General features: G+C 42.8%; 15 protein-coding genes and 1 pseudogene. 9 read left to right on the forward strand and 7 right to left on the reverse strand.

The features are described from left to right. Positions 1–104 precede the first annotated feature (104 nt). The 6 genes from MKX59_RS06575 to MKX59_RS06600 all read left to right on the forward strand — a co-directional run bounded on the left by MKX59_RS06575 (position 105) and on the right by MKX59_RS06600 (position 10,765). Complete coding sequence (locus MKX59_RS06575; RefSeq protein WP_028541513.1) at positions 105–1,682, forward strand: RCC1 domain-containing protein; 1,578 nt, start codon at positions 105–107, stop codon at positions 1,680–1,682. Between the two features lie 44 nt (positions 1,683–1,726). Then, a complete protein-coding gene (locus MKX59_RS06580; protein ID WP_071558334.1) occupies positions 1,727–7,561 on the forward strand; it encodes an RHS repeat-associated core domain-containing protein in 5,835 nt (1,944 codons plus the stop codon). After that, entirely contained in the window at positions 7,540–8,187 is a 648-nt protein-coding gene (locus MKX59_RS06585) for a hypothetical protein (protein WP_028541514.1), read from the forward strand. Before MKX59_RS06580 ends, MKX59_RS06585 begins: the two co-directional genes overlap by 22 nt. Positions 8,188–9,107: 920 nt before the next feature. Next, complete coding sequence (locus tag MKX59_RS06590; RefSeq protein ID WP_023990049.1) at positions 9,108–9,590, forward strand: hypothetical protein; 483 nt, start codon at positions 9,108–9,110, stop codon at positions 9,588–9,590. 141 nt (positions 9,591–9,731) lie between these two features. Then, a complete protein-coding gene (locus MKX59_RS06595) occupies positions 9,732–10,223 on the forward strand; it encodes a hypothetical protein (RefSeq protein ID WP_013311697.1) in 492 nt (163 codons plus the stop codon). 155 nt (positions 10,224–10,378) lie between these two features. Beyond that, positions 10,379–10,765: a hypothetical protein gene (locus MKX59_RS06600; protein ID WP_179085461.1), complete on the forward strand. Its 387-nt coding sequence runs from the start codon at positions 10,379–10,381 to the stop codon at positions 10,763–10,765. 73 nt (positions 10,766–10,838) lie between these two features. Here MKX59_RS06600 and MKX59_RS06605 read toward each other — a convergent pair whose 3' ends face one another. The 5 genes and pseudogenes from MKX59_RS06605 to MKX59_RS06625 all read right to left on the reverse strand — a co-directional run bounded on the left by MKX59_RS06605 (position 10,839) and on the right by MKX59_RS06625 (position 15,709). Further along, positions 10,839–11,453 carry a methyltransferase domain-containing protein gene (locus MKX59_RS06605; RefSeq protein ID WP_233903765.1) on the reverse strand — a complete coding sequence of 205 codons (615 nt, stop codon included), beginning with the start codon at positions 11,451–11,453 and terminating at the stop codon, positions 10,839–10,841. Between the two features lie 123 nt (positions 11,454–11,576). Further along, positions 11,577–11,708, reverse strand: a pseudogene (locus MKX59_RS06610) (putative RNA methyltransferase); the annotation flags it as partial. A gap of 244 nt (positions 11,709–11,952) precedes the next feature. After that, positions 11,953–13,308 carry a dipeptidase gene (locus MKX59_RS06615; protein ID WP_053326004.1) on the reverse strand — a complete coding sequence of 452 codons (1,356 nt, stop codon included), beginning with the start codon at positions 13,306–13,308 and terminating at the stop codon, positions 11,953–11,955. Positions 13,309–13,496: 188 nt separating this feature from the next. Beyond that, positions 13,497–13,673, reverse strand: coding sequence for a YjfB family protein (locus tag MKX59_RS06620; RefSeq protein ID WP_023990044.1), 177 nt, complete (start codon positions 13,671–13,673; stop codon positions 13,497–13,499). A 56-nt stretch (positions 13,674–13,729) separates the two neighbouring features. Continuing rightward, the gene (locus MKX59_RS06625; RefSeq protein WP_028541518.1) at positions 13,730–15,709 is read right to left on the reverse strand and encodes a methyl-accepting chemotaxis protein; all 1,980 of its coding nucleotides are present in this window, start codon (positions 15,707–15,709) and stop codon (positions 13,730–13,732) included. A gap of 164 nt (positions 15,710–15,873) precedes the next feature. On the opposite strand from MKX59_RS06625, the gene MKX59_RS06630 reads away from it, so the two are divergent. Next, positions 15,874–16,290, forward strand: coding sequence for a hypothetical protein (locus tag MKX59_RS06630; RefSeq protein WP_028541519.1), 417 nt, complete (start codon positions 15,874–15,876; stop codon positions 16,288–16,290). A gap of 212 nt (positions 16,291–16,502) precedes the next feature. Here the strand turns inward: MKX59_RS06630 and MKX59_RS06635 are convergent, their stop codons facing one another. Both MKX59_RS06635 and MKX59_RS06640 read right to left on the reverse strand, forming a co-directional pair. Next, a complete protein-coding gene (locus tag MKX59_RS06635) occupies positions 16,503–17,630 on the reverse strand; it encodes an SGNH/GDSL hydrolase family protein (protein ID WP_053326003.1) in 1,128 nt (375 codons plus the stop codon). Between the two features lie 257 nt (positions 17,631–17,887). Next, positions 17,888–18,601, reverse strand: coding sequence for a GT-D fold domain-containing glycosyltransferase (locus tag MKX59_RS06640; protein ID WP_023990040.1), 714 nt, complete (start codon positions 18,599–18,601; stop codon positions 17,888–17,890). A gap of 215 nt (positions 18,602–18,816) precedes the next feature. Between MKX59_RS06640 and MKX59_RS06645 the strand changes: the two genes are divergently transcribed. Both MKX59_RS06645 and MKX59_RS06650 read left to right on the forward strand, forming a co-directional pair. After that, positions 18,817–19,524 carry a glycosyltransferase family A protein gene (locus MKX59_RS06645; RefSeq protein WP_068941740.1) on the forward strand — a complete coding sequence of 236 codons (708 nt, stop codon included), beginning with the start codon at positions 18,817–18,819 and terminating at the stop codon, positions 19,522–19,524. Positions 19,525–19,543: 19 nt separating this feature from the next. After that, positions 19,544–20,524: a polysaccharide biosynthesis protein gene (locus MKX59_RS06650; RefSeq protein ID WP_076264926.1), complete on the forward strand. Its 981-nt coding sequence runs from the start codon at positions 19,544–19,546 to the stop codon at positions 20,522–20,524. The last annotated feature ends 1 nt before the right edge of the window (position 20,525 follow it).

A 20,525-nucleotide genomic window follows, 5' to 3' on the forward strand; every position in this document is an offset into this window, starting at 1 on the left:
AAAACAAGGGGCTGTCAGTAAATGAAAAAGAATTTTATGTAAGTGGAAGGTTTATATGCCTCCGAGCGGCATTTATTATCACAGTTACAGAATGGAGTACGAAAATGAAGAAAGCATTTAACACAAAGATTTTCATGGTCAAGCTGTTTTTATTTTTTTTACTGTTTTTTTCAATGTGTTCTAGCCATTATATTTCTGCTGAAGCAGATTTCGAGAGACTTCCAACGAATGTATCAATAGGTGGAACACATGTTCTATTAGTGGATCATAAAGGAAAAGTGTGGGCGTGGGGGAAAAGTACCAAGGGACAGTTGGGATTGGGAAATACGTCTGACGCGTATGGGCCTACGTTGATTCCTACTTTATCCAATATTAACTCAGTGGTGGCTGGTAAAGAGTTCAGTTTGGCACTGGATCAAAATGGTGAGGTGTGGAGCTGGGGAGACAATGCTACTGGACAGTTGGGAATGAGCACTTATGCAAATCGAACGGTACCTGTAAAAATACCAGGTTTAAAGAATGTGGTTGAAATTGCTGCTGGAAATGAACATAGTATGGCTTTGAAATCCGATGGATCAGTGTGGGTGTGGGGGAGTAACGTCAGTGGACAGCTTGGTCTTCCCGCAGAATTGGATGAGACACCTACTCCCCTTAAGAATGATAACCTCATACTAATTAAAAAAATTGCGGCAAATGGAGATAATTCGCTAGCTTTACGGGACGATGATAAATTGTTTTCATGGGGAAGTAATGGGTTTGGTCAGTTGGGAGATGGGACTCAAAGTACAAGATATAGCCCCGTACAAGTAAAGGGTGTGAATCAAATTTCAAAAATTTATCAGGGGATGTATCATACAGCAGTTATAACTTCTGATGGATCGGTATGGACATGGGGAGCGGGTTTTACTGGGGCTCTTGGCCACAATAAAAATTTTCTATTACCTAACAAAGTAGATGATATAGGCCATGTTAAACAGCTTGCCTTAACTGGATTATCCACACTGGCCTTGAAAGAAGAAGGTACTGTTTGGGGATGGGGAGCAAGTGCGTTTGGAGAGTTAGCCAAAGAAAAGAATAGAACAGAAGATCAAATGGCAGCAATTACACAGATTAAAGAATTAGACAATATCCAATCTATTTATTCTCAAGAGTCAACAGCTATGGCGTTTAATAAGCAAGGAGAATTATATTCATGGGGTTCCAATAAAAATTTACGTTTAGGAATATATAGTTCTGAGCTTAAAACACCACAATTAATTAATCCTATTGAAATATTCTCAGCAAAAGAAATTCCGTTACCACCACAGAACTTTAGGTTAGAAAGAATTGATGAGCACAAGATTAGGGTTAAATGGGATGCTCCACAGAACGCCGAGCTTATCAGTGGATATGATATATTTGTCGATGATTTTTTTATAGATACCGAGAATAATACAACATTCACTAAAGAATTAAACATCGATAAAGTGTCAGGATACACAATTACGGTAAGCTCAAGAAATACTGCAGGAGAGCGATCAGAGCCTACTAAAGGTATAACAATACGCCCTTATAGTAGTTTGAAATATATTTACGATGCAGCCGGGCGATTAGAATATATCGAAAAAGGTGGCAAACAAATTCTACGATATGAATACGATAACAACGGTAATCTGCTTCGCTCTATAAAAATGAATCCTTAAATAAAGCAATGTAACTTATTTAATAGCAGACAGGAGTAATGAACTTGACAGCAAGACTGAAAAAAATCACATCCATTATTATCATTACAGCATTTATCTTCGGGTGGGTTGGAGAAGTGGTTCCGTCTACTATATTCGCTACCGAAGAATCAAGCAATCCAGTTGCTAGCGTAACATCAGAAGTGTATTCTGCTGGTTCTGAATTAGACAGGCCACTCCCTGTCAAAGCATCGGTATATGATGAAGTGTATGGTTGGCAGGTGAGACAAGGTACCTTCATTGAACTTAAGGGCGATGAAATGCCCAAAACCGTTATTGGAAGTGTATATAGCACAGAAAATTATGATAGCAGTGTCACCGATCAGGTATATGGCAATACGAATGAAATGCAAACTAATAGTGTGACAAATGATGTATATTGGGATGATTCAAAAAAAACACCCCCCTTCATACTAAGCCTTCTTTCTATGAAGATGGCGGCAGTTAAACCTCCTGTAGTTTCGGAGCAGGCACCTGTTTATGATAAAACAAAATTTAACGAAGCTCCATATAGTGTAGGAAATAATGGTGAATCCATATCTACACTTACGGGTAATCTTTCGCTGGAAAGCACAGATATGACGCTACCAGGTAGAAACGGCCTAGGTTTTTCATTGAGGAGACAATACAACACCTCTGATGCTCAATTTTATGAGATGGACGTGCTGGATAATTCCTATGATCAGAGCTTGTACAAATACTGGGTCAATTATAATGCGGTGAAAAGATTGATTATACCGCAATATGAAGTGAAGTTTACTCAAAAACGTTGGAAGCAATATGATTATGGTAATGATGGATCGGTCGATCAAGAGACAGATTATCAATACGTCAATCAAACGAAAGGACCATATAGCAACGAGGCTACGGCTAGAAACACTGCTGCTGAACTGAGGACTTACCAGATTCCAGATGATCAGAAGCGTGTCAACGATTATCGAACTCAGTCACGCTCATCTAACTTCACAGGCTCTATTTTTTACAGTAAGAATGGCTACTCAGGCACACTGTACACCAGTGGTTCTCCATACGTAATCTCTGGTTCTTATTCACAAGGTGGATCAAAGACGATCACAGATTCTTGTACTAATAGTATTCCTGGTAAATATGATTCAAAAGGGATTTGGCAAAGTACAGGAAGTGGTAGCTCTTGTCCAGCCTCTAAATCTTATAACAGCGATGGATATACAGGTACTTTAAACCGCTCAGGTGTAACTGATACTGTAAAAGAATGTTCTTCGCCAAATAAAAGTGTAGCTGGTTATGTATGTACCAAACAATTTAGAGCTAATTATTCTGGCACTGTAACCAAGCCTACTATAGATACTCGGACATGGAAGCAGGAATACAGCGGGACTATTGTCAAGCCGGGTTATACAAGCAACGTAGCATACAGCGCTTGGCAGCATGACGGAAATGGAAATGTTACCAGAGACGCTTTCACCCTGGAGGGAACAGCGGAGGTTCTAACCTATTACAATGAAGGACCTGTGGAAAGCGTAAGATTATCTGAGACCTTCGATGATATGGAAGAAGCCGAATCTTTTGCCGCCTATATAAATGGACAACCCAACGGTGCGCCTATTGGTCGCCAAAACGGATATAACTTCTATTTAAGCAACCCGGGCGCCTATGTCTACATTGAAACGATAGGTCAATATCGGGTACATATTTATCGTAACAAAGTCATTAAACCTGCAAGAGATACTCAATATCCACTTGGTAAAGGCTGGTCATGGAAGCTTCCCTATGTAGAGACTAAGGATCAGAAAACATATGTCCATCTCATGGAAGGTGGAAGTTACGAGATTCAGGGAACCACTTTGAAGGGATACCCGTGGAACGGTCTTAGTTATTCGCCTGATACATCTATATCCGTGAATGGAGAAGTGTCCAGTCATGTGCTAGCGACGATCACTGGAGCATGGAAGCAGTATTTTAGTGCTGATGGTCGATTGTTGCAGATTTCGGACAATCATAACAACCAGGTTCAATTTATGTATAGTAAGAATGAATCAGGTGTACCGCTGCTGACAGCCGTCCGGGATGCTGTGGGGAACACGATTCAGATCAGCTATTCACCAACTGATGTTACGATTAGCAAGGGAAATGAACGTGTCGTGTATCACAAACGTCAGGAGCAAAACGTAGAGTTGCTGGACAGTGTTACAGATGCAAAGGGACGTAATACCTCCTATTCATACCTGCTGGCAAATGCGAGTTTTAACCTGTTGTCCTTTGATGCGTCGCGAGGGGTATCTAATCCATATGCGTTAATGACACAGATTCAGCATCCGACAGGCGCGTCTACTGTATACACTTATGAGAACACACCTGTTAAAAGATACATGGGTGTAAGCTCTTTTAATGAAGCTTATCGAATGAAGTCGCGTAGAGACCAGATGGTTACCGAACAAGGAACGAATGAAGAATATAATCGTCAAACGGTATTTTACAATGGTGACATGGGTTCTTCTTATCAAAAGAATCTTCAATTCTCAGCAGCACTGGATGATGGGTTAACGGTATCTACCTATAATTATAAGAAGGCATTTGTTGACACGAACACAAGTGAGCAATATTATCTGGAGTCCTCGACAGTCAAGGCGGACCAGATTGAGAAAACGACGAATTACAGCTATGAAAAGTATGTTTCAGGACGTAGCTATGCAGCACCGGAACCTACTTCTATAAGAATGACCACCAATGTTAATGGCGATACACAATTCTCAAACACTCAATATGATGACTATGGTAGCGTTATTCAAAGTACAGATGACACAGGGGCTATGGTAACTAATACTTATGATGATAAGCAACGGTTACGAACGACTCGTGAATCCGCTGACACCAGTTCCTATCATTATACAGAGCTAGCACGTAACGGGCTTGGAGATGTCACGGAAATGACGATTCGTCGGGATAACGCATCGGGTGAGTTGCTGCAGCGTGTCAAATATGACGGAATAGATGACTACGGTAATGTAACGAGTCAGACGATACTCAACGGTAATCAGCAAATTACGACCCGAACGGAATATGGCGGACAGTATGGTGGTGCTTATCCGACAAGTCAGTCTGTTGGAACGACTGATGTGGATGGTAAAAAGTCTGTTATTCGTATGAATTCTGAATACGACCTCTCAACAGGTAGATTAACAGCATCCACAGACGGTAAAAACCAGCGAACGACATATCAATATGACGTGTTGGGCAGAGTCATGAAAGTCATTTATCCAGATGGAAAGACCCTGGAAGTGAGCTATGACGATCAAAATAACACCGTAACAGTAAAAAATGAATTGGGTATTCAAACACAAACTCGTTGGAACGCATTGGGATGGAAAACACGGGAAGGTTACTGGAGCGGACAAGGGTATCAATTGCAGTCGAAATCCAGCTATGACAGCTTTGGGCGTTTGGATTCCAACTCCGATGCTCTAGGCAATGCAACACGTTATTTTTATGATAACTGGAGCAGACCCACTCAAACTGGTTATGCGGACGGCTCTATTTCCAGAGTAGTGTACAATGATGCTAGTCGTACCGTTACCAGAATTGATGCAGAAAACTACCAGATCATTGAAAGTTATGATACTTGGGGACGTAAAAGCAAAACAGAGGAAAAGGTTCCTGGTGAGACCTCTCTCAAACTGTTAAGCAAGCAAAGCTACGACAAGATTAGCGGTAACATCTTGAACGCTTGGGATGGAAATAACAATAAGACTTCTTACACGTATGATGTGCTTGGTCAATTGAATTTGGTAACCAACGCTAAAGGAGAGACTACTCAATACAGTTATGATATGATGGGTCACCCCGTCTCCGTAACCTATGCGGACGGTAATCAAAAAAGTAAAGAGTTCAATGAACTGGGTCAGGTTATTAAAGTAACTGATGAAAAAAATCAGGTTAGCAAACAATACTATGATGAAAATGGGAATCTGATTCGACGTGTGGATCGTAATGGTCAGGCCACTCGTTATGATTATGATGTGCGTGACCGTCTGCAGCAGCGTGAGAGCAAAGATGAAACGGTTAGCTACACGTATGATGCGACAGGCAAGCGTACCAGCATGACAGATACAACAGGCAAGACGTCGTATCAATACGATCCATCCACTGAACAGCTAACAACGGTTACATTCCCAGATGGTTTGCAATTAAAGAACCAATACGATGCAAATGGTAATCGAACCAAGATGAAGGACCCCTTCGATGGTGATGTATTTTACACCTATGATGCACTTAATCGTTTAACATCAGCAGGAACAGATGCTTCTTCTCCAGACGCCAAGTATACGTACTATAAAAATGGTCTCTTAGAACAGACAATTTCATTAAACGGCTTAAAACACCAATTCCAGTACACTGGGCTAGATATGATTGGGTTGAGTGTGAAGCAAGGGGAACAATTTAAAGATACTTTTAAATATACAAGAGACGGAAACAAAAATATTATTAAACGGCAACAACAGGGAAAAGAAGATAGCTTCCAATACGATGCGTTAAACAGAATTAAAGAATCAAGCGAATTTAATACATCTTATGAGTACAATGTACGTGGTAATCGTCAAATTCTCATGACAGAGAAACTTCCTAAAATGGTTCCCTCTGAGCATACGTTTGATGCACAGGATCGTTTAACCCGGGTGGTGAAGAACGGGAAGACGATACAGTATGCCTATAATGGGGATGGATTACTGGTAGGTCGGACTGAGGGACCAAACCAGACCCGCTATTACTATGACGGGGATCAAATCATTGCCGAAGCAAGTGTAGTAAACGGCACGCCTCAGCTCAAAGCTCGTTATATCCGTGGTCAAAAATTGGAAGCCATCCAATATACAGATGGTACTAAGGCCTATCCGTCATACAATGGACATGGTGATGTCATAGAGCTACGCGATCAGATTGGAAATGTTCTTAACACGTACGCTTATGATATTTGGGGAAATATGACCTCATCTCAGGAAAAAGTCCACAATCCATTCCGATATTCAGGTGAGCTGTGGGATGATGCGGCCGAGCTGCAATATCTACGTGCGAGATGGTACGATCCTTCTAACGGAAGGTTTATCAATGAGGATACGTATGAAGGAGATATTAGTGATCCGTTAAGTTTAAATTTGTACACGTATGTACAGAATAATCCACTAATATTTTCTGATCCTACTGGTCATGAAGCTTTACCTAATTTTGATTTTTACGAGATGAAACGAGAAGGACTAAAAGTAATAGAAGGTGGAAAAAAGGGAGCAATCCAAGGAGGTAAAAAAGGTGGGTGGTTTGGTATCGCAATAGGTGTCATCATGGGCTCTATTCTGATAGCAGACCATGATGGCGATACTCAAGCTAACATAAATGCTAATATCGCATCTAATTTTAATTTACCATTGATTAGTTCGGCCCAAGCTGAAAAATTCAAAAATGATAAAAAAAGACAAAAATATGTATACAGAGCTATAAATGATAAAGACGTTAAAAATCTAGTAGCTGGAAAAGATTTATCAGCTAAAAACCCATATGGCCTTTGGAATCTAACTTCACATATAGCATGGGGGTCCGTAAAAAGCCGTAGGCCTGAAACTAGCGATCCTTGGATATCTACATCTAGATTTTTAGCTATTGCAAGAACTAGATATGATAAAGGAAATGGTACTGTTGTAATTGATTTGGGAAAAGTTAATTCAAAATATGTGTGGGCTATGGATCATTTGGATCCAAAACATTCAGATTATCAAAAAGCCGTTGCTTTTGCACGAACTGATCAAGAATATTCAGTGTTTCAATATGTAAATAGGAGTGCGATAGTGGGATGGATTCCAAAATTCGAATGAAAAATGTAGAAGATAAATTATATACCTTACTGGTTGATATTGAGGTGACACTACGAAGCAAAATAAGAATAGATTTCCAAATCCTCTTTGAAGTAACTTCATCTTTAGATGAATTAATTAAACTCTCAGAAGATTATCACTTAAAGAAGAAAATAATATATTATCTTTTAGGGACCCATTCTTATATTATATCTGAGATTTCATATTCAGATAGCGAAAGGAGAACTAGACTAAAAAAATTCCTAGAAAAGTTTGAAGAAATTATTGAGTCATTCCTTAAAAGTCTAGTAGTTAAGAGTAATATAGGCCAAGGTTATGACAAAGCAAAATTAAATAAAATTCTTATACAACTAAATAATTATCAAGAAATAATTAAGAAAAATAATAAGTTCACTGATACTGAGTTTTTAAATTTATTTGATCTCTTAGAAATGGTGACCCATTTAAATATTAACAAAGACTCAATTGATATAGTTTTAGTGTATACATTGTTTTCTTTATGGAAGTTTATTATTAGAAAATCAGATTATTTAGAAAGACTAATAGCATATAATGAGAATGATTCAGAACTTTTTAATTATTTCAATATATTAAATTTAATCGAAAAAAATGTAGAAATTAGATGAGTTACAACTCCAACTCTATTCCTTAGCTTTTAATTGTTGTCTCAAGGCCTCCCTGTTGATTTCTTACTAGTAGGATAGTAAAGATTTGGATGAGGTTCCGAGGAGTTGGAATGGCTAAAAATCTGAGTACATTCTCAATATAATGAATTCTCCAAGCAACACAAACGAAAGCAGTCTATAATATAGACGGAGAGTATGTAGGTGATTTCTTTTATTTAGATAGTCCATAGAATTGGTTTTGTGAATGGTTTGGAGCTATTCAATCGTTCACCATCATTTTGGATAAAAAGCGTTTTTCTATTGGGAGATTAATAATTTTGTTGTTTGGAGATGCTATAGTGAATTTTTTTGAATTAATCTAACAGTGAGCATAAGGCGACGATTGAAAGCAATCGTCGCTGTTTTTTTACTGAACATTGTATAAGTTCAAGGTATTTTCTTTTTGGAGAATACCTTGGAAAATTTCACACTCTGTGGGTCGAAAGATGCTTTATGGTTTAAACAAATGATTATAGATTTAGATAAAATATATTTACGTCTTAAGGAATGTAAAAAACGATTAAGCCACTGAAATATGTGGGAATTTGCGTGTAAATGATGTACTATATATAGAAGGAAGAAACTACCATTAGAGATCATAGTGCAACTAACAGGAGTGATCAAAACATAAGACTGTACCACAAAGTTATACTAAGATAGAAATGCATCTGGTGATAGTCTAAGAATATAAATCCCTACAAAGCAGTATTCAGCATGACGACAGGATGGAAGATGGATCAGGTTTTGAGCTATACTTTTATATATAGGTGTTGAAGAAGAATCACAAGGCAGAAAAAGCTCATTGCTTCAGGTAGTAGGAAGTAGCTTTTGCCTAGAGCTACCTGTGGTATATTCTTGATCGGAGGTGAACGTTAAGACATATGACACCCAACCAACACTTGATGACTTATACGCTGAACAGCGGTATAAAGGGAACTGTCGACCTAACCAGTAAGCAGGTGCAGGAATGGATCAAAGCATATCGAATTGGCAGCAAGTTTGTAACGGTTGTGGGGAAACAGTATTTTGGTTTAAACCCTGAGTTGGTAGCAGATTTCAAGGTACATAATGAATACTCGGAGCAGAGAGAACACATATCCATAATACAGCCTGTAATGGAACGCAAAGCTGTAGAGCTGGACCCACTGGTAGAGGCGTACAGCCAGTATAAAACATTAATTCAGGTAGAATGTAAATGTGGTGCTTCCTATATAGAAGAGTCACCGCATAAAAGAACCAAGTGGTCATGCAAGGAGTGTAATAACATTGTGTTCCTAGATCGTAAAAAGGGCATGGTGGATACGGATAAAGGCAAGGCGTGGTACATGACCAACAAATACTATGTGGAAAGACAAAGCAACTGACAGATTGTCAGTTGCTTTCTAACCATACACTCACACCTCTTATGTGCTTACCGAGATATATTAAGTCTTTTGCCAAATAATAAAATTGATGTTTTTTGCGCTTTGTAGTACATTATCAAGTGTATTATAAGGAGGCTTCTCATGTACGGACATAGACAAGATGATACTTTATACATCATGACTTACACATTAAATAGTGGTATCAAGGGCACAGTGCCTTTGTCTAATCAACAGATACAGGAATGGCTTGAGTGTTACAGAATTGGCAAAAAATTCGTAACCGAGATCGGCAAAGAGTACTTTGGACTGCATGCGGAACTGGTGGCTGATTTTAAAGTTCATAATCAGTATTCAAGCTATCAGGAGGTTATTATCCCGATTCAACAGCCGGACACTGGCCTAAAAGAGTTGTCCCAGGCTTACAAATCAACAGAAACCTTAATTAAAGTAGATTGCAAATGTGGTACATCGTATGTAACAGAATCTCCCTTTAAGCGGACCAAGTGGTACTGCACCAAATGCCGGGAGATTGTTTTTCTCGACAACAAAAAGGGAATGGTGGATACTTCCAGAGGCAAGGCCCATTATATGACCAATAAGTATTTTGTGGAACGGGAAACAACTGGCGTATAAGCCGGTTGTTTTTTTGTTCGTAAGGTTTGTACATGTCCTGACTTTTCAAAGCCGATTGCGCTATAGTGAAAAAGGGGAAAGATAAATCTTAATATAACGATAGTCAGGTGGTGAACGTCATCCGGGAAGATCATACGAATGGTGCAAGAAACCGCATGAGCACGAACCATGTGTACATAAACGAAACGCTTCATTTGGAACAAATCATAAGTGACCTGCGGGTGATGGGCTATGTGGCTTTTCATCATCATCCGCAAATCACAGGTGAGATTGATGAGCTGGAGGCGTTAAAAAAGCAACTATTATCGTTTTTTCAACAGCATCATGTATTGTGGATTGAGCTTGATCCGCTAACGCAATATGTGGTGGTGAATAACATGGGGAAGGCAACGGTGCTCAAACTCATTGGTCGGAAATTGAACCCGCTACGGGATCTGAGAGCAAACGCTGCTTTGGCTGGACAGCCGCTGCATGAGTTGGATCGGGAGATAGAACGGCTCAATCGGCTAGCTCACCTGTTGCGCTACACCCGTTTTTCTTAAGCGACGGGACTAACGTAAAAAAAAGCATTCACGAAGCATGGATGGTTCCATGCTGTGAATGCTTTTTAGTATTCTATTTTTTACCGCATAAGATGAGCAAATCTACTGTGACATACGGTAAATTTATTTCCTGCACTTGCTGCCAGTCTGCTTCCGTAGCTCCCCACGATAAGGGAGTCATATGGAGCAAAGGTTTCATGAGGTCGGCATTTAACATAAAACGATAGGTTAACCGTTCGGCGGATAGAAGTTTAAAATGATCTTTAAATCGGCTTAATATATTGTCATTCGAATAAGCAGGCTTATTCTTTTTCTGTTCATACAAGCATCTCAATTCCCGAAGATAATATTGTTCGGGAATGACCTTCAGGACGCAGCCGTCCTCCGAAAGGATTCTTGTAAATTCAGCATAATTAGAAGGGGATAAAATATTGAATACACCGTCAAATTGTTGATTTGAAAACGGACAATGAGCCAGATCCGCAACACACCAGAGGGTATAAGGATATTCTTTGGCTGCGGCCACAATACCTTCTTTAGACAGATCCATACCTACGCTTGTAAGCTCAGTGATTCCCTTCCAGGTCAGCTTATCCTGAATGTGGCTCAAATGAGTGCCTTCCCCGCAACCTGCATCGAGCAAGTAAAGGTGTGATTTTTGATCAAACAGTGGCTTCATAAATTTCATTATAGTGCTGCTTATCGCTACATTTAAGGGATCGAAAAATCCGTTATTGCACATCATTCTTCTGGAGGAAAATAGTTGTTTATCATATTTAGTCTTATAGGACCGGGCGGCTAAATGTAAATACCCGTATTTTGAGAGATCATAGCAATGCTGATTCGTACATAGGAGGCTTTTACCTTCCACCATACGCATCGGTTGAGAGCATAGAGGACACCTAAAGAGATGTTGATGCTTTCCAATTAGGTCAGCCTTCATCTCGTGTTTATTCCATTTGGACACAGAAAAGCACCCCGTTCATTCGTATTTGGTGAATGAAAAAAGGCACAGCCAAATAGACCCAACCCATTTTCGGAAAAATGGTTGAGTTTTCATGAACTGTACCTCACATTACCGTAAACGAATAAACTGAATAATCATATTATGTAGCGCTCCTCAAAAAAAAATAGAAAGGGCTTTCGCCCTCTCTATTGTAACTTAGTCATAAGAAGTTGTCATGTGCTTACACCGATTTCAAAAACTCTACAATCGTCAGCAGACCCTTGTCAAAATTGTCCAAGTTAAAATGCTCGTTTGGCGCATGCAGGTTCTCATCTGGCAAGCCGAAGCCCATCAGCACGACTGGGGCAGTCAGCACACGGGAGAAGGTCTCCACGATTGGGATAGAGCCTCCATCCTTGGTAAAGAGGGCACGCACACCGTATACCTTCTCAAAAGCATCGGCCGCCGCTTGCAGAAACGCGTGTGACGGGTCGATGTTAAAGGCGTTCGCTTTTTCACCCTGTTGAATATCCAGGGTAGCTCCTGCCTGAACATGGGCGCGCAAATGGCGCTCGATTTTGTCCAGAATGTCTTGCGGATTCTGGTTAGCCACCAAGCGGCACGTGATTTTAGCATGAGCTTCTTTTGGAATGACCGTTTTCGTGCCTTCCCCTTGGAAGCCACCGTATACGCCGTTCAGCTCCAGTGTCGGACGTGCCCCAACACGCTCAACGAAGCTGAATCCTTCTTCGCCATAGAGAGAATCAAGTGCAAGATCTTGTTGCAGCTTGCTCTCATTGAAGCCTTGCTTCACGAATTCTTCTCTCATCTCTGCCGATAATGGAGCAACATCGTCGTAGAATCCTTCGACGCTTACGCCGCCTTTGTCGTCATGCAGGGTTGCCAGCAAGGAAACCAGAGCATGCAGGGCATTCGGCACGCCGCCACCGAAAGAGCCGGAATGTAGATCTGTGTTCGCCGTGTGAATGGCGACTTCCAGTGAACATAGTCCACGCAAACCTGTGCAAATGGCAGGCTTCCCTTTTTCGATCAAGGAAGTGTCGGACACCAGTACAGCATCCGCGGCCAGACGTTCAGCTCCAGTTTGCAAAAACTCAAGCAAGTTCGGACTGGACACTTCTTCCTCACCTTCAACGCAGAATTTGATGTTCAGCGGCAATGTGCCTTCCTGCTTCAAAATGGCCTCAACTGCCTTAATGTGCAAGAAAACCTGCCCTTTATCATCTGTCGCTCCGCGCGCATACAATTTTCCATCACGGATGGATGGCTCAAACGGTGGCGTTTCCCACAGGTGAAGCGGATCTACGGGTTGTACATCATAGTGTCCATACACGAGGATCGTTGGTTTACCAGGTGCGTGCAAATGATCCGCATATACCAGCGGGTGCCCTTTGGTTGGAATGATTTCAACGTTTTCCAGACCGGCAGCAGTCAGTTTGGCAGCGAGCCAATCAGCTGCTTGGTTAATGTCCTTTTTGTGCTCCGATAATGCTGAGATACTCGGAATGGACAACCACTCCTGTAACTCGCCCAGTTGTTGCTCTCTGGCTTTTTCAAAATAATCAGAATAACTCATAGACTATGTATCCTCCTTTTTCAATGTAAATCGTGTGAATGTTGCGCTATCCTCCGAACGAGGTCGTGGACGATATGTCTAGTTTACTACGTTTTGTGCTGAACGAAAAATAGGGAGATAAAAAACGATTCTACCCGGGTCTGTCCAGACCTGAGCAGAATCGCCCTTAACCAAGCATATGGATGCACTTATGCGCGAATGTCCAGTTGACCGCCAAGATGAGGCTGTACGCTTTTTTCCATCATCTGCACTAAAGCCTGTCCTTGTTCACTGGCCTGATCCTTAGCCATACTTAATACCTTCACACTTACAGCTTGAGCCAAGCTGGCCTGACTCATACCTGTTGATAATGCTGCGATATCCATGTTCCAACCCTCCTTCATTGTGAAGACTCTTTCTCTGTATTTATCGGTTGGAACGGTTATTTTGTTTCATCTAATTGGAATTGTGTCAGTAAATCTTGAAGCTGCTCTGCCAGACGGGTCAAATCTGCGGCAGACGAACCGATCTCTTCCATGGAGGCGAGCTGCTCCTCTGCGGCTGCGGACACGGTCTCCGTATGGGATGCCGCTTCTTCAGCGATGCGTGTAATTTCCTCCATGCTGCTGACGACTGAACTCGTTCCATCTGCGACTCCAGCGGTAGAAGCTGCGACGTTATCGAGCTGCTTCGCTGATTTGGCTACCGCTCTACGGATGCGAGAGAAGGAGCGACCGGATAGGTCAATGGAATTAATACCATCACTTACGCGTTCCTTGGCGGATTCCATAGCGATCAGGGCTTCAGATACACCGCTCTGTATCCCTTGAATCTGTTCACGAATTTGTTGTGCGGAATAAGCTGAGTTTTCAGCCAGCTTGCGGACCTCTGTCGCCACGACAGCAAAACCTTTGCCATGCTCGCCTGCACGTGCTGCTTCAATAGAAGCGTTCAATGCGAGCAGATTAGTCTGGCTGGCGATTTCTGTAATGACGGTGACAATCGTTCCGATTCGTCCAGAGCGGTCACTCAAAGCACTGATGATGGTATCCAGTTCTTCCACGGTAGTGCGAATGCCATCAATGGAAACGACGCTGTTGCCGATATGCTCGCTGCCTGCATCCGACGCCTGAATGGCCTGTGCGGAGTAAGTGGTCATTTCAGCCATGGTTTCGGTCATAGCGGTAATGTCTGTTGCCATGCCGCTAACCCGTGTCTGATTAGCTTTAGCGCTGCCCACTTGGCGTTCGCTGCCTGCAGCCACATCTTGAATGGCTATGGTCACATGCTCAATGGCACGGGTCGTTTGTTCTGCACCTGCTGCTAGCTCTTGCGAGGATGCCGACAAATTGCCTGTCATCGCTTGAATTTCTTTAATCATGTTACGCAGGTTATCTACCATTTGTTGAAAATATCTTGATAATTCACCAATTTCATCTGTACTGGTCGTAGCCACGTTTATCGAAAGATTACCTTGGCTGATGGCATCCATAGAATTACGTAATCTTTGGATGGGCTTAAGTATACTGCTGATTAGCCACATTGCGAGCACACCAATGATGATGGCTGCAATCACCAACACGATGATCGTCGTGATAAGAATCGGTTGGGCGGAGGCACTGGTTTCTGCTTTGTCCATCGTTCCAGCAATTCTCCAGCCTGTCAGCGTATTGGTTTTGAAAATCAGGTGTTTATCTACGCCATTAATATCGTAACTAAAGCTACCTTCTTTGGAGGCAAATAATTCAGGTATCGTTTCCCCCATTTTGGTACTTCCGCTGACTTCTGTCGGGTGGGTAACGATACGTTTGGTACCATCTAATATCATAATATAGCCATTTTGTCCGATTTTTAAATTTGTGATTTCTTTTAAATTATTTAGGTTCAGCGAAAGACCGAGAACACCACTGTTGTCAGGAAGTGTACGTGAAATATATACAACGGGGACCTTAGCCGTATTGAGTCCGACAGGGCTGATTACGGTTTGTCCGGGTTTCTCCATGGCCTGTTTGTACCACGGACGTTCACGAGGGTCGTTTGTGGAGCCTACGGCTTTGCCAATAATGAGTTTTCCTTCGGGAGTTCCTACAAACATATCAACAGCTTCCGCATGCATTTTTAAATACACTTGTAACCTTTTCAGGATGTCTTCATCTGCTTCGGCACTGTTATCACTAGCCGTCATCGTCGTAGAGTAATATTCGAGATCAGCGATTTTGGCTTGAATCGTTTGAGTAACTGCACGATCGGATGCGGTAACGCTAGTTGTCGCACTATCGAGTAATTGGCGGTCCGTCTGTTTATATGCTGCTTGATAAGAAAAAGAACTTACAATAATGCTTGGAACAAGCATGACCAGTAGAAATGCTGCTGTCAATTTCTTGCGTAGTGTTAATGTTTTGAGTCGTCTCAGTTGTTTCATCAAACCCCTGCTTTCTATCTACATATTCATTTCTAATATTTATACCATATGTATTTACTATCGGTTATTTTGAGCTGAATTGATAGATTTATTACTAATTTGTCCAATACGCTAAAGAATTTCTTGCATAGCATGGAGTATCTTGCAATTTGGAGGGATAAGGTATGGGTTTTTTTCTGGATATGAGAAGCTCCACCAATTCATCAAAAACAGGTGAGGGTCCCGATATACAGCTGGGTCCTATACCGGAGCGGTTCGGTTTGATCACCCTGCGGACCTTTCTTGTGCCGGGTCCGATTGTAACTTTTAGTGGTTCCATTGGTCTGCTCGGTGAGCTTGGCGATACGTATGCGGTTGAAATCGTGCGTGGAGCCGACTATGATCCGAGTGAGGTAGTCTACCGCGCCGAGGGGGTACTGGGCGTGACTGGTTCTAATGAAACGCAAGCTTTTAATGCACAGGATCTGTCTGCTCCCTGGGCAATACAAACAGTATATTCTTCTTATATTTCTGGTGTATCGACCACTGTTCGTAATGGTCCAGAGGTATTCACGGGCATTGCTTCGACTCCGTTTTTGTAAATATATCAGGTGATTATTTCTATAGTAAATGCTCGCTGCCTGTTCGTGGTTCTCCTAGGATAGTCCGCTGCGCTAACTAGCCACGAGCATAGACAGACATCTGCTGCAGACTCGTGGCTATAATTCTCAACAACACCCAGAGCACAAATGACCTAGTTGTTGTAAATTCCTTTATGAGCGTGTTCTACAGAGTTGATTGTGCTTCTCGGATTCTATTTCTTTAGAATCTCTCGCAAATACACTGTCAACTCATCTGCTGCTTTGGCATGGGCGGAGAGCCCGGGATGGCTGCGAGATCCTATCGTTTCTTCCGTCGTGTTAGGCAGTTGGAATACAGACACATTCCGATCCCTCGTTTTTTTCTTGTACGCGTCTACCGCTCGGTAGATTGAGGGCATCATCGGAGTACCCAGCATCCCATAGGCCCACACAATATGGGCAGCAGGATTGCAGGTCCGAAGCTTGACAAGAAAACGTACGATAGCGCTTTCAAAAGATTGTAAATCTTCTTCATTGAATGTGCCGTCCTCGTTCAAGCGTTGCTTGTACACTTTCCCGCTTACTGGGTCCGTCCATGCAGGAGAATAAAAGGCTCCCCCGTCATTAGTCCCCAAATTCACTACGACCACGTCCGGCTGCCATGAGGTAAAATCATGATCTGAAAATGCCCCTAATGCTTCATTTCTCTCACCGGTCAGCACACCACATATCTGCTCATAATATGCCGGTATGTTCGCATGCGGATTATTATCCCAGCTTGTTAGGACACCCCATCCGCTTTGTGATAGCACTCGGTAGTCCGCATTTAGTGCTTCGGCTGTTATGGCTGTATAATTGCGTAGTGCTGTGAACAGCATGGGAACCCAGTCTGTCTCCTCCTTCGCTCCAATCGTTCCTTCTCCCGAGGTAATGCTGTCACCGATAAATTCCACCTTGAGGGGCTTATCAGTGACTGGCAGCAATTCCCCATCAACCTTCAGGGCATGAATTTGCAACAAGCAGCGCGAGTCCGAACTCATAGGCTGGACATCCTTGACCACACGGACATTTTTGACCGTGTCAGGGTTCAACCCTCTCAAAAGACAGATCCAATGTCGTCCTGCGGTCACCATCAGGCGACTCATCGGAACCCCATTGATGACAATACTGATCCAGGGTTCAAACACCTGGTAATCGGCCTCAATTTCAATCCACAGCTCTGAGCCTTTGATATTCAATTCAATGCCACTGCCTGTCCAAAACAGAGTAAGAGGTGTACGTGTTTGCGTAGTTCGACCATGAACCTTTACATGCTTTGCTTTTGTAAGTGGATATGTCTTCAATCTCTTGTTATGTGACATTTCAACATCCTCCTCATAATTTCTAAATGAATGCTAGTTTCTGTAATATTGTAAAAGAAGTGACAGGAAATCTCAAATTCTATTTCTAAACAAGCAAGGGCCCAAGGCTTTATATGGATTATTCTTTTCGATCACGGACTTTAGGAAAATGTATGATAGCAAAAAGCACCAGCAAACTGAAATTTGCTAGTGCTTTTTTGATATACGGAGCAAAGATTACTTGTTAAGTGGATTTTTTCACAAATTATCTTTATTCATTAATTAGCTTTGCCGAACATGACGATATTAATCGCCTTGCCGAAGTCTATACCTACTTTGCCAGTTAGCTCTGCTGTTTTTTGTGCTAACACGACTGCATTGACACCACAAGAGAATAGCGCAATATCAAAGTCATCTTTGTGTGCTGCGATCCATTGGAGTGTTTCAGGCATTTGTTCATATTGATGAAATGCCAGCGTGTGCGCGATATTCAGCCTGTACGGATCGGCCTCAAGAACAGGCTTTACTTCAGCGGCCGTCCGGGTGACCAGCAGAATGCGTCGATTTTTCAGCATGTCCCAGAAAGCGGGTGTCTCAGCCAAATACCGATTCAGGCAGGCGTGGCAGGTCAGCGCGGGGGAAAGAGCATAGTGAGCAAAGACCTGATCGGTCAGCTCCCGCTTCATATAGGATGGTGCTTTAATAGATTCGTCATCATATGGCAAAATGCCAGCAATGCTAGCTTTGCTCACTGCCTCAGCCACCGCGTCCCGTAGTTCCGTATTCGGTAGAAACAGTCCCTTTTGACCGAGATTGGCTTTGACCGCCCAACGTTCCTGTAATACCTTTTCCATCGGCCAGACGGTGTCCTGCGACAACACCAAATTTTCACCATCCCCAATACGAATGAGAGAAAAGGACTGGTGCTGATCGAGTGCCAGCTTCAATCGTTTCAGTACCTCGTCAATCTCCAGATACCTTGGATTCGTCATAACATGTTACCTCCCTGTCGTTCCTGCTTGTTCAACTTTTCAGATGGAGCAAAAAACTTTGTATTCTATCATATGTCGAAAGCGAAAAGGTTTTTGTATGAACGACTATTCTTTTTGGATTCTACCTATTTTTACAAGATTCGTTGCATCTGTACGTGCCGTTTCAGAGGCGTCTTCATAACTTGAGAGAAGACGGTTGAAAGGGAGGAAGATCAATGAATCGCAAGATTGTAATTGAAATTAATTTTAATAACTATGGGATGAATCCCAACCGCCTGACACGTGAGTGGATCAGCGAGCGACTGGATATATTCAGAACCTTTACGCTGCGTAGTTTACTCAGTCAGACAAATACGGATTTCTTATCTGTCGTCAAGCTGGCGGGCGGATGCAGTGACATTGTGGAAGAGGAACTAGCCCGACATGAGCCCATTCCCGACCACATCCGTTTTGGTACGAGCATCGAAAGTAAACGTCGAATTCATGCGTACATCGAAGGCGCGGACGAACTGCTCATTGCTCGAATAGATTCCGACGATTTATACCACCAGTCATTTGTACAACAGTTACATGATTACAAGTTTCAACCGGAGACGGTTGCGCTGGTGAACCAGATGGGTTACCTGTGGGATGCGGTTGAGGGGCAGATGGCACCGGTGTTTCACCGTTCGCCTTCTTTTTATGTGTTTCGCTATCAAGTGGAGGATTTTCTAAATGATTACCGTGTCGTCATTCCTGGGAAGGGTACGCACGGATATGTAACGGAGCTGCCGCATGAGGTCATTCCACTTCGCAACTATGTGAACGTCATTCATGCCGCAAATACTTCGGTAAAAAAAGTGCCGGCGAAGGATCGGCTGTCAGAGAATGAAATGAATGCTGTGCTGGCTGAATTTCTGGGAACAGACATTGCCAATTCGTAACGGTCAGGAGGAGATTATATTGTTTAAAGGAAAAAAACTGCTAGTGACCGGAGGCACGGGATCTTGGGGGCAACGCCTAACGGCTGAATTGCTGAAGGAGGGACCGGCGGAAATCCGGATATTCTCACGCGGTGAATTTGCACAGATTGCCATGCAGCGGCAATTTCAATCTGATCCTCGCCTGAATTTCATGATTGGAGATATTCGCGACCTTCAGGCATTGCAGGAGGCATGTCGCGGAGTGGACTATGTGTTCCATTTGGCGGCATTAAAGCATGTCCCTGTGTGTGAGAAACAGCCGGAAGAGGCCTTCAAGACGAACGTACACGGTACGGAAAATGTGATCCGGGCCAGCATTGAGCATGGAGTCGCCAAGGTAATTGATGTCTCTACAGACAAGGCGGTAGACCCGGTGAATGTATATGGCATGACGAAGGCGATCGGTGAAAGACTGATGATCCGCGCCAACACTTTAAGTGAGCGTACTCGCTTTGTGTGTATTCGCGGCGGCAACGTGTTGGGGACGAGTGGAAGTGTCGTGCCCCTGTTCAAGCACCAGATCGCGGAAGGGCAGGATTTAACGCTGACGAGCCCAGATATGACACGCTTCTTCCTCACGCTCGGAGAGGCGATTGGCTTACTGCTGAAGGCTTCTGTCACGGCAATTGGGGGAGAGACCCTTGTGATGAAAATGAAGGGCTGCAATATTGCAGATCTGGCAGAAGTGATGAAAGAACAGGCGGGACAGCCTGCGTTGAAAGTGAAGGAAATTGGTATACGTGGTGGGGAAAAGCTGCATGAGGTGCTGATTTCGCCCTATGAGGTGCCGCATACGTATCGCTATGATGACCGTTATTTTGTTATTCTTCCCCAGCAAGCAGACGAGCGCTTACTGAGCCAATATGGTGGATTGGAACGAGTGAGCTTCGATCAATATCGCTCGGACGATGAGTTAATGGATCGCGCTGGAATTGCTGAGCTACTGCGAGGCATGGAGTAAC

Origin of the sequence: Paenibacillus sp. FSL R7-0340 (assembly GCF_038002205.1) — a bacterium.
Classification (GTDB): Bacteria; Bacillota; Bacilli; order Paenibacillales; family Paenibacillaceae; genus Paenibacillus; species Paenibacillus polymyxa_B.

What these genes read in the sequence shown, in the direction of transcription:
- MKX59_RS06630 (WP_028541519.1), top strand. Translation starts at nt 15,874, where the DNA reads ATGGGTTTTTTTCTGGATATGAGAAGCTCCACCAATTCATCAAAAACA.
- MKX59_RS06595 (WP_013311697.1), top strand. Translation starts at nt 9,732, where the DNA reads ATGTACGGACATAGACAAGATGATACTTTATACATCATGACTTACACA.
- MKX59_RS06605 (WP_233903765.1), bottom strand. Translation starts at nt 11,453, where the DNA reads ATGAAATTTATGAAGCCACTGTTTGATCAAAAATCACACCTTTACTTG.
- MKX59_RS06645 (WP_068941740.1), top strand. Translation starts at nt 18,817, where the DNA reads ATGAATCGCAAGATTGTAATTGAAATTAATTTTAATAACTATGGGATG.
- MKX59_RS06575 (WP_028541513.1), top strand. Translation starts at nt 105, where the DNA reads ATGAAGAAAGCATTTAACACAAAGATTTTCATGGTCAAGCTGTTTTTA.
- MKX59_RS06585 (WP_028541514.1), top strand. Translation starts at nt 7,540, where the DNA reads ATGGATTCCAAAATTCGAATGAAAAATGTAGAAGATAAATTATATACC.
- MKX59_RS06590 (WP_023990049.1), top strand. Translation starts at nt 9,108, where the DNA reads ATGACACCCAACCAACACTTGATGACTTATACGCTGAACAGCGGTATA.
- MKX59_RS06625 (WP_028541518.1), bottom strand. Translation starts at nt 15,709, where the DNA reads ATGAAACAACTGAGACGACTCAAAACATTAACACTACGCAAGAAATTG.
- MKX59_RS06615 (WP_053326004.1), bottom strand. Translation starts at nt 13,308, where the DNA reads ATGAGTTATTCTGATTATTTTGAAAAAGCCAGAGAGCAACAACTGGGC.
- MKX59_RS06640 (WP_023990040.1), bottom strand. Translation starts at nt 18,601, where the DNA reads ATGACGAATCCAAGGTATCTGGAGATTGACGAGGTACTGAAACGATTG.
- MKX59_RS06620 (WP_023990044.1), bottom strand. Translation starts at nt 13,673, where the DNA reads ATGGATATCGCAGCATTATCAACAGGTATGAGTCAGGCCAGCTTGGCT.
- MKX59_RS06600 (WP_179085461.1), top strand. Translation starts at nt 10,379, where the DNA reads ATGAGCACGAACCATGTGTACATAAACGAAACGCTTCATTTGGAACAA.
- MKX59_RS06635 (WP_053326003.1), bottom strand. Translation starts at nt 17,630, where the DNA reads ATGTCACATAACAAGAGATTGAAGACATATCCACTTACAAAAGCAAAG.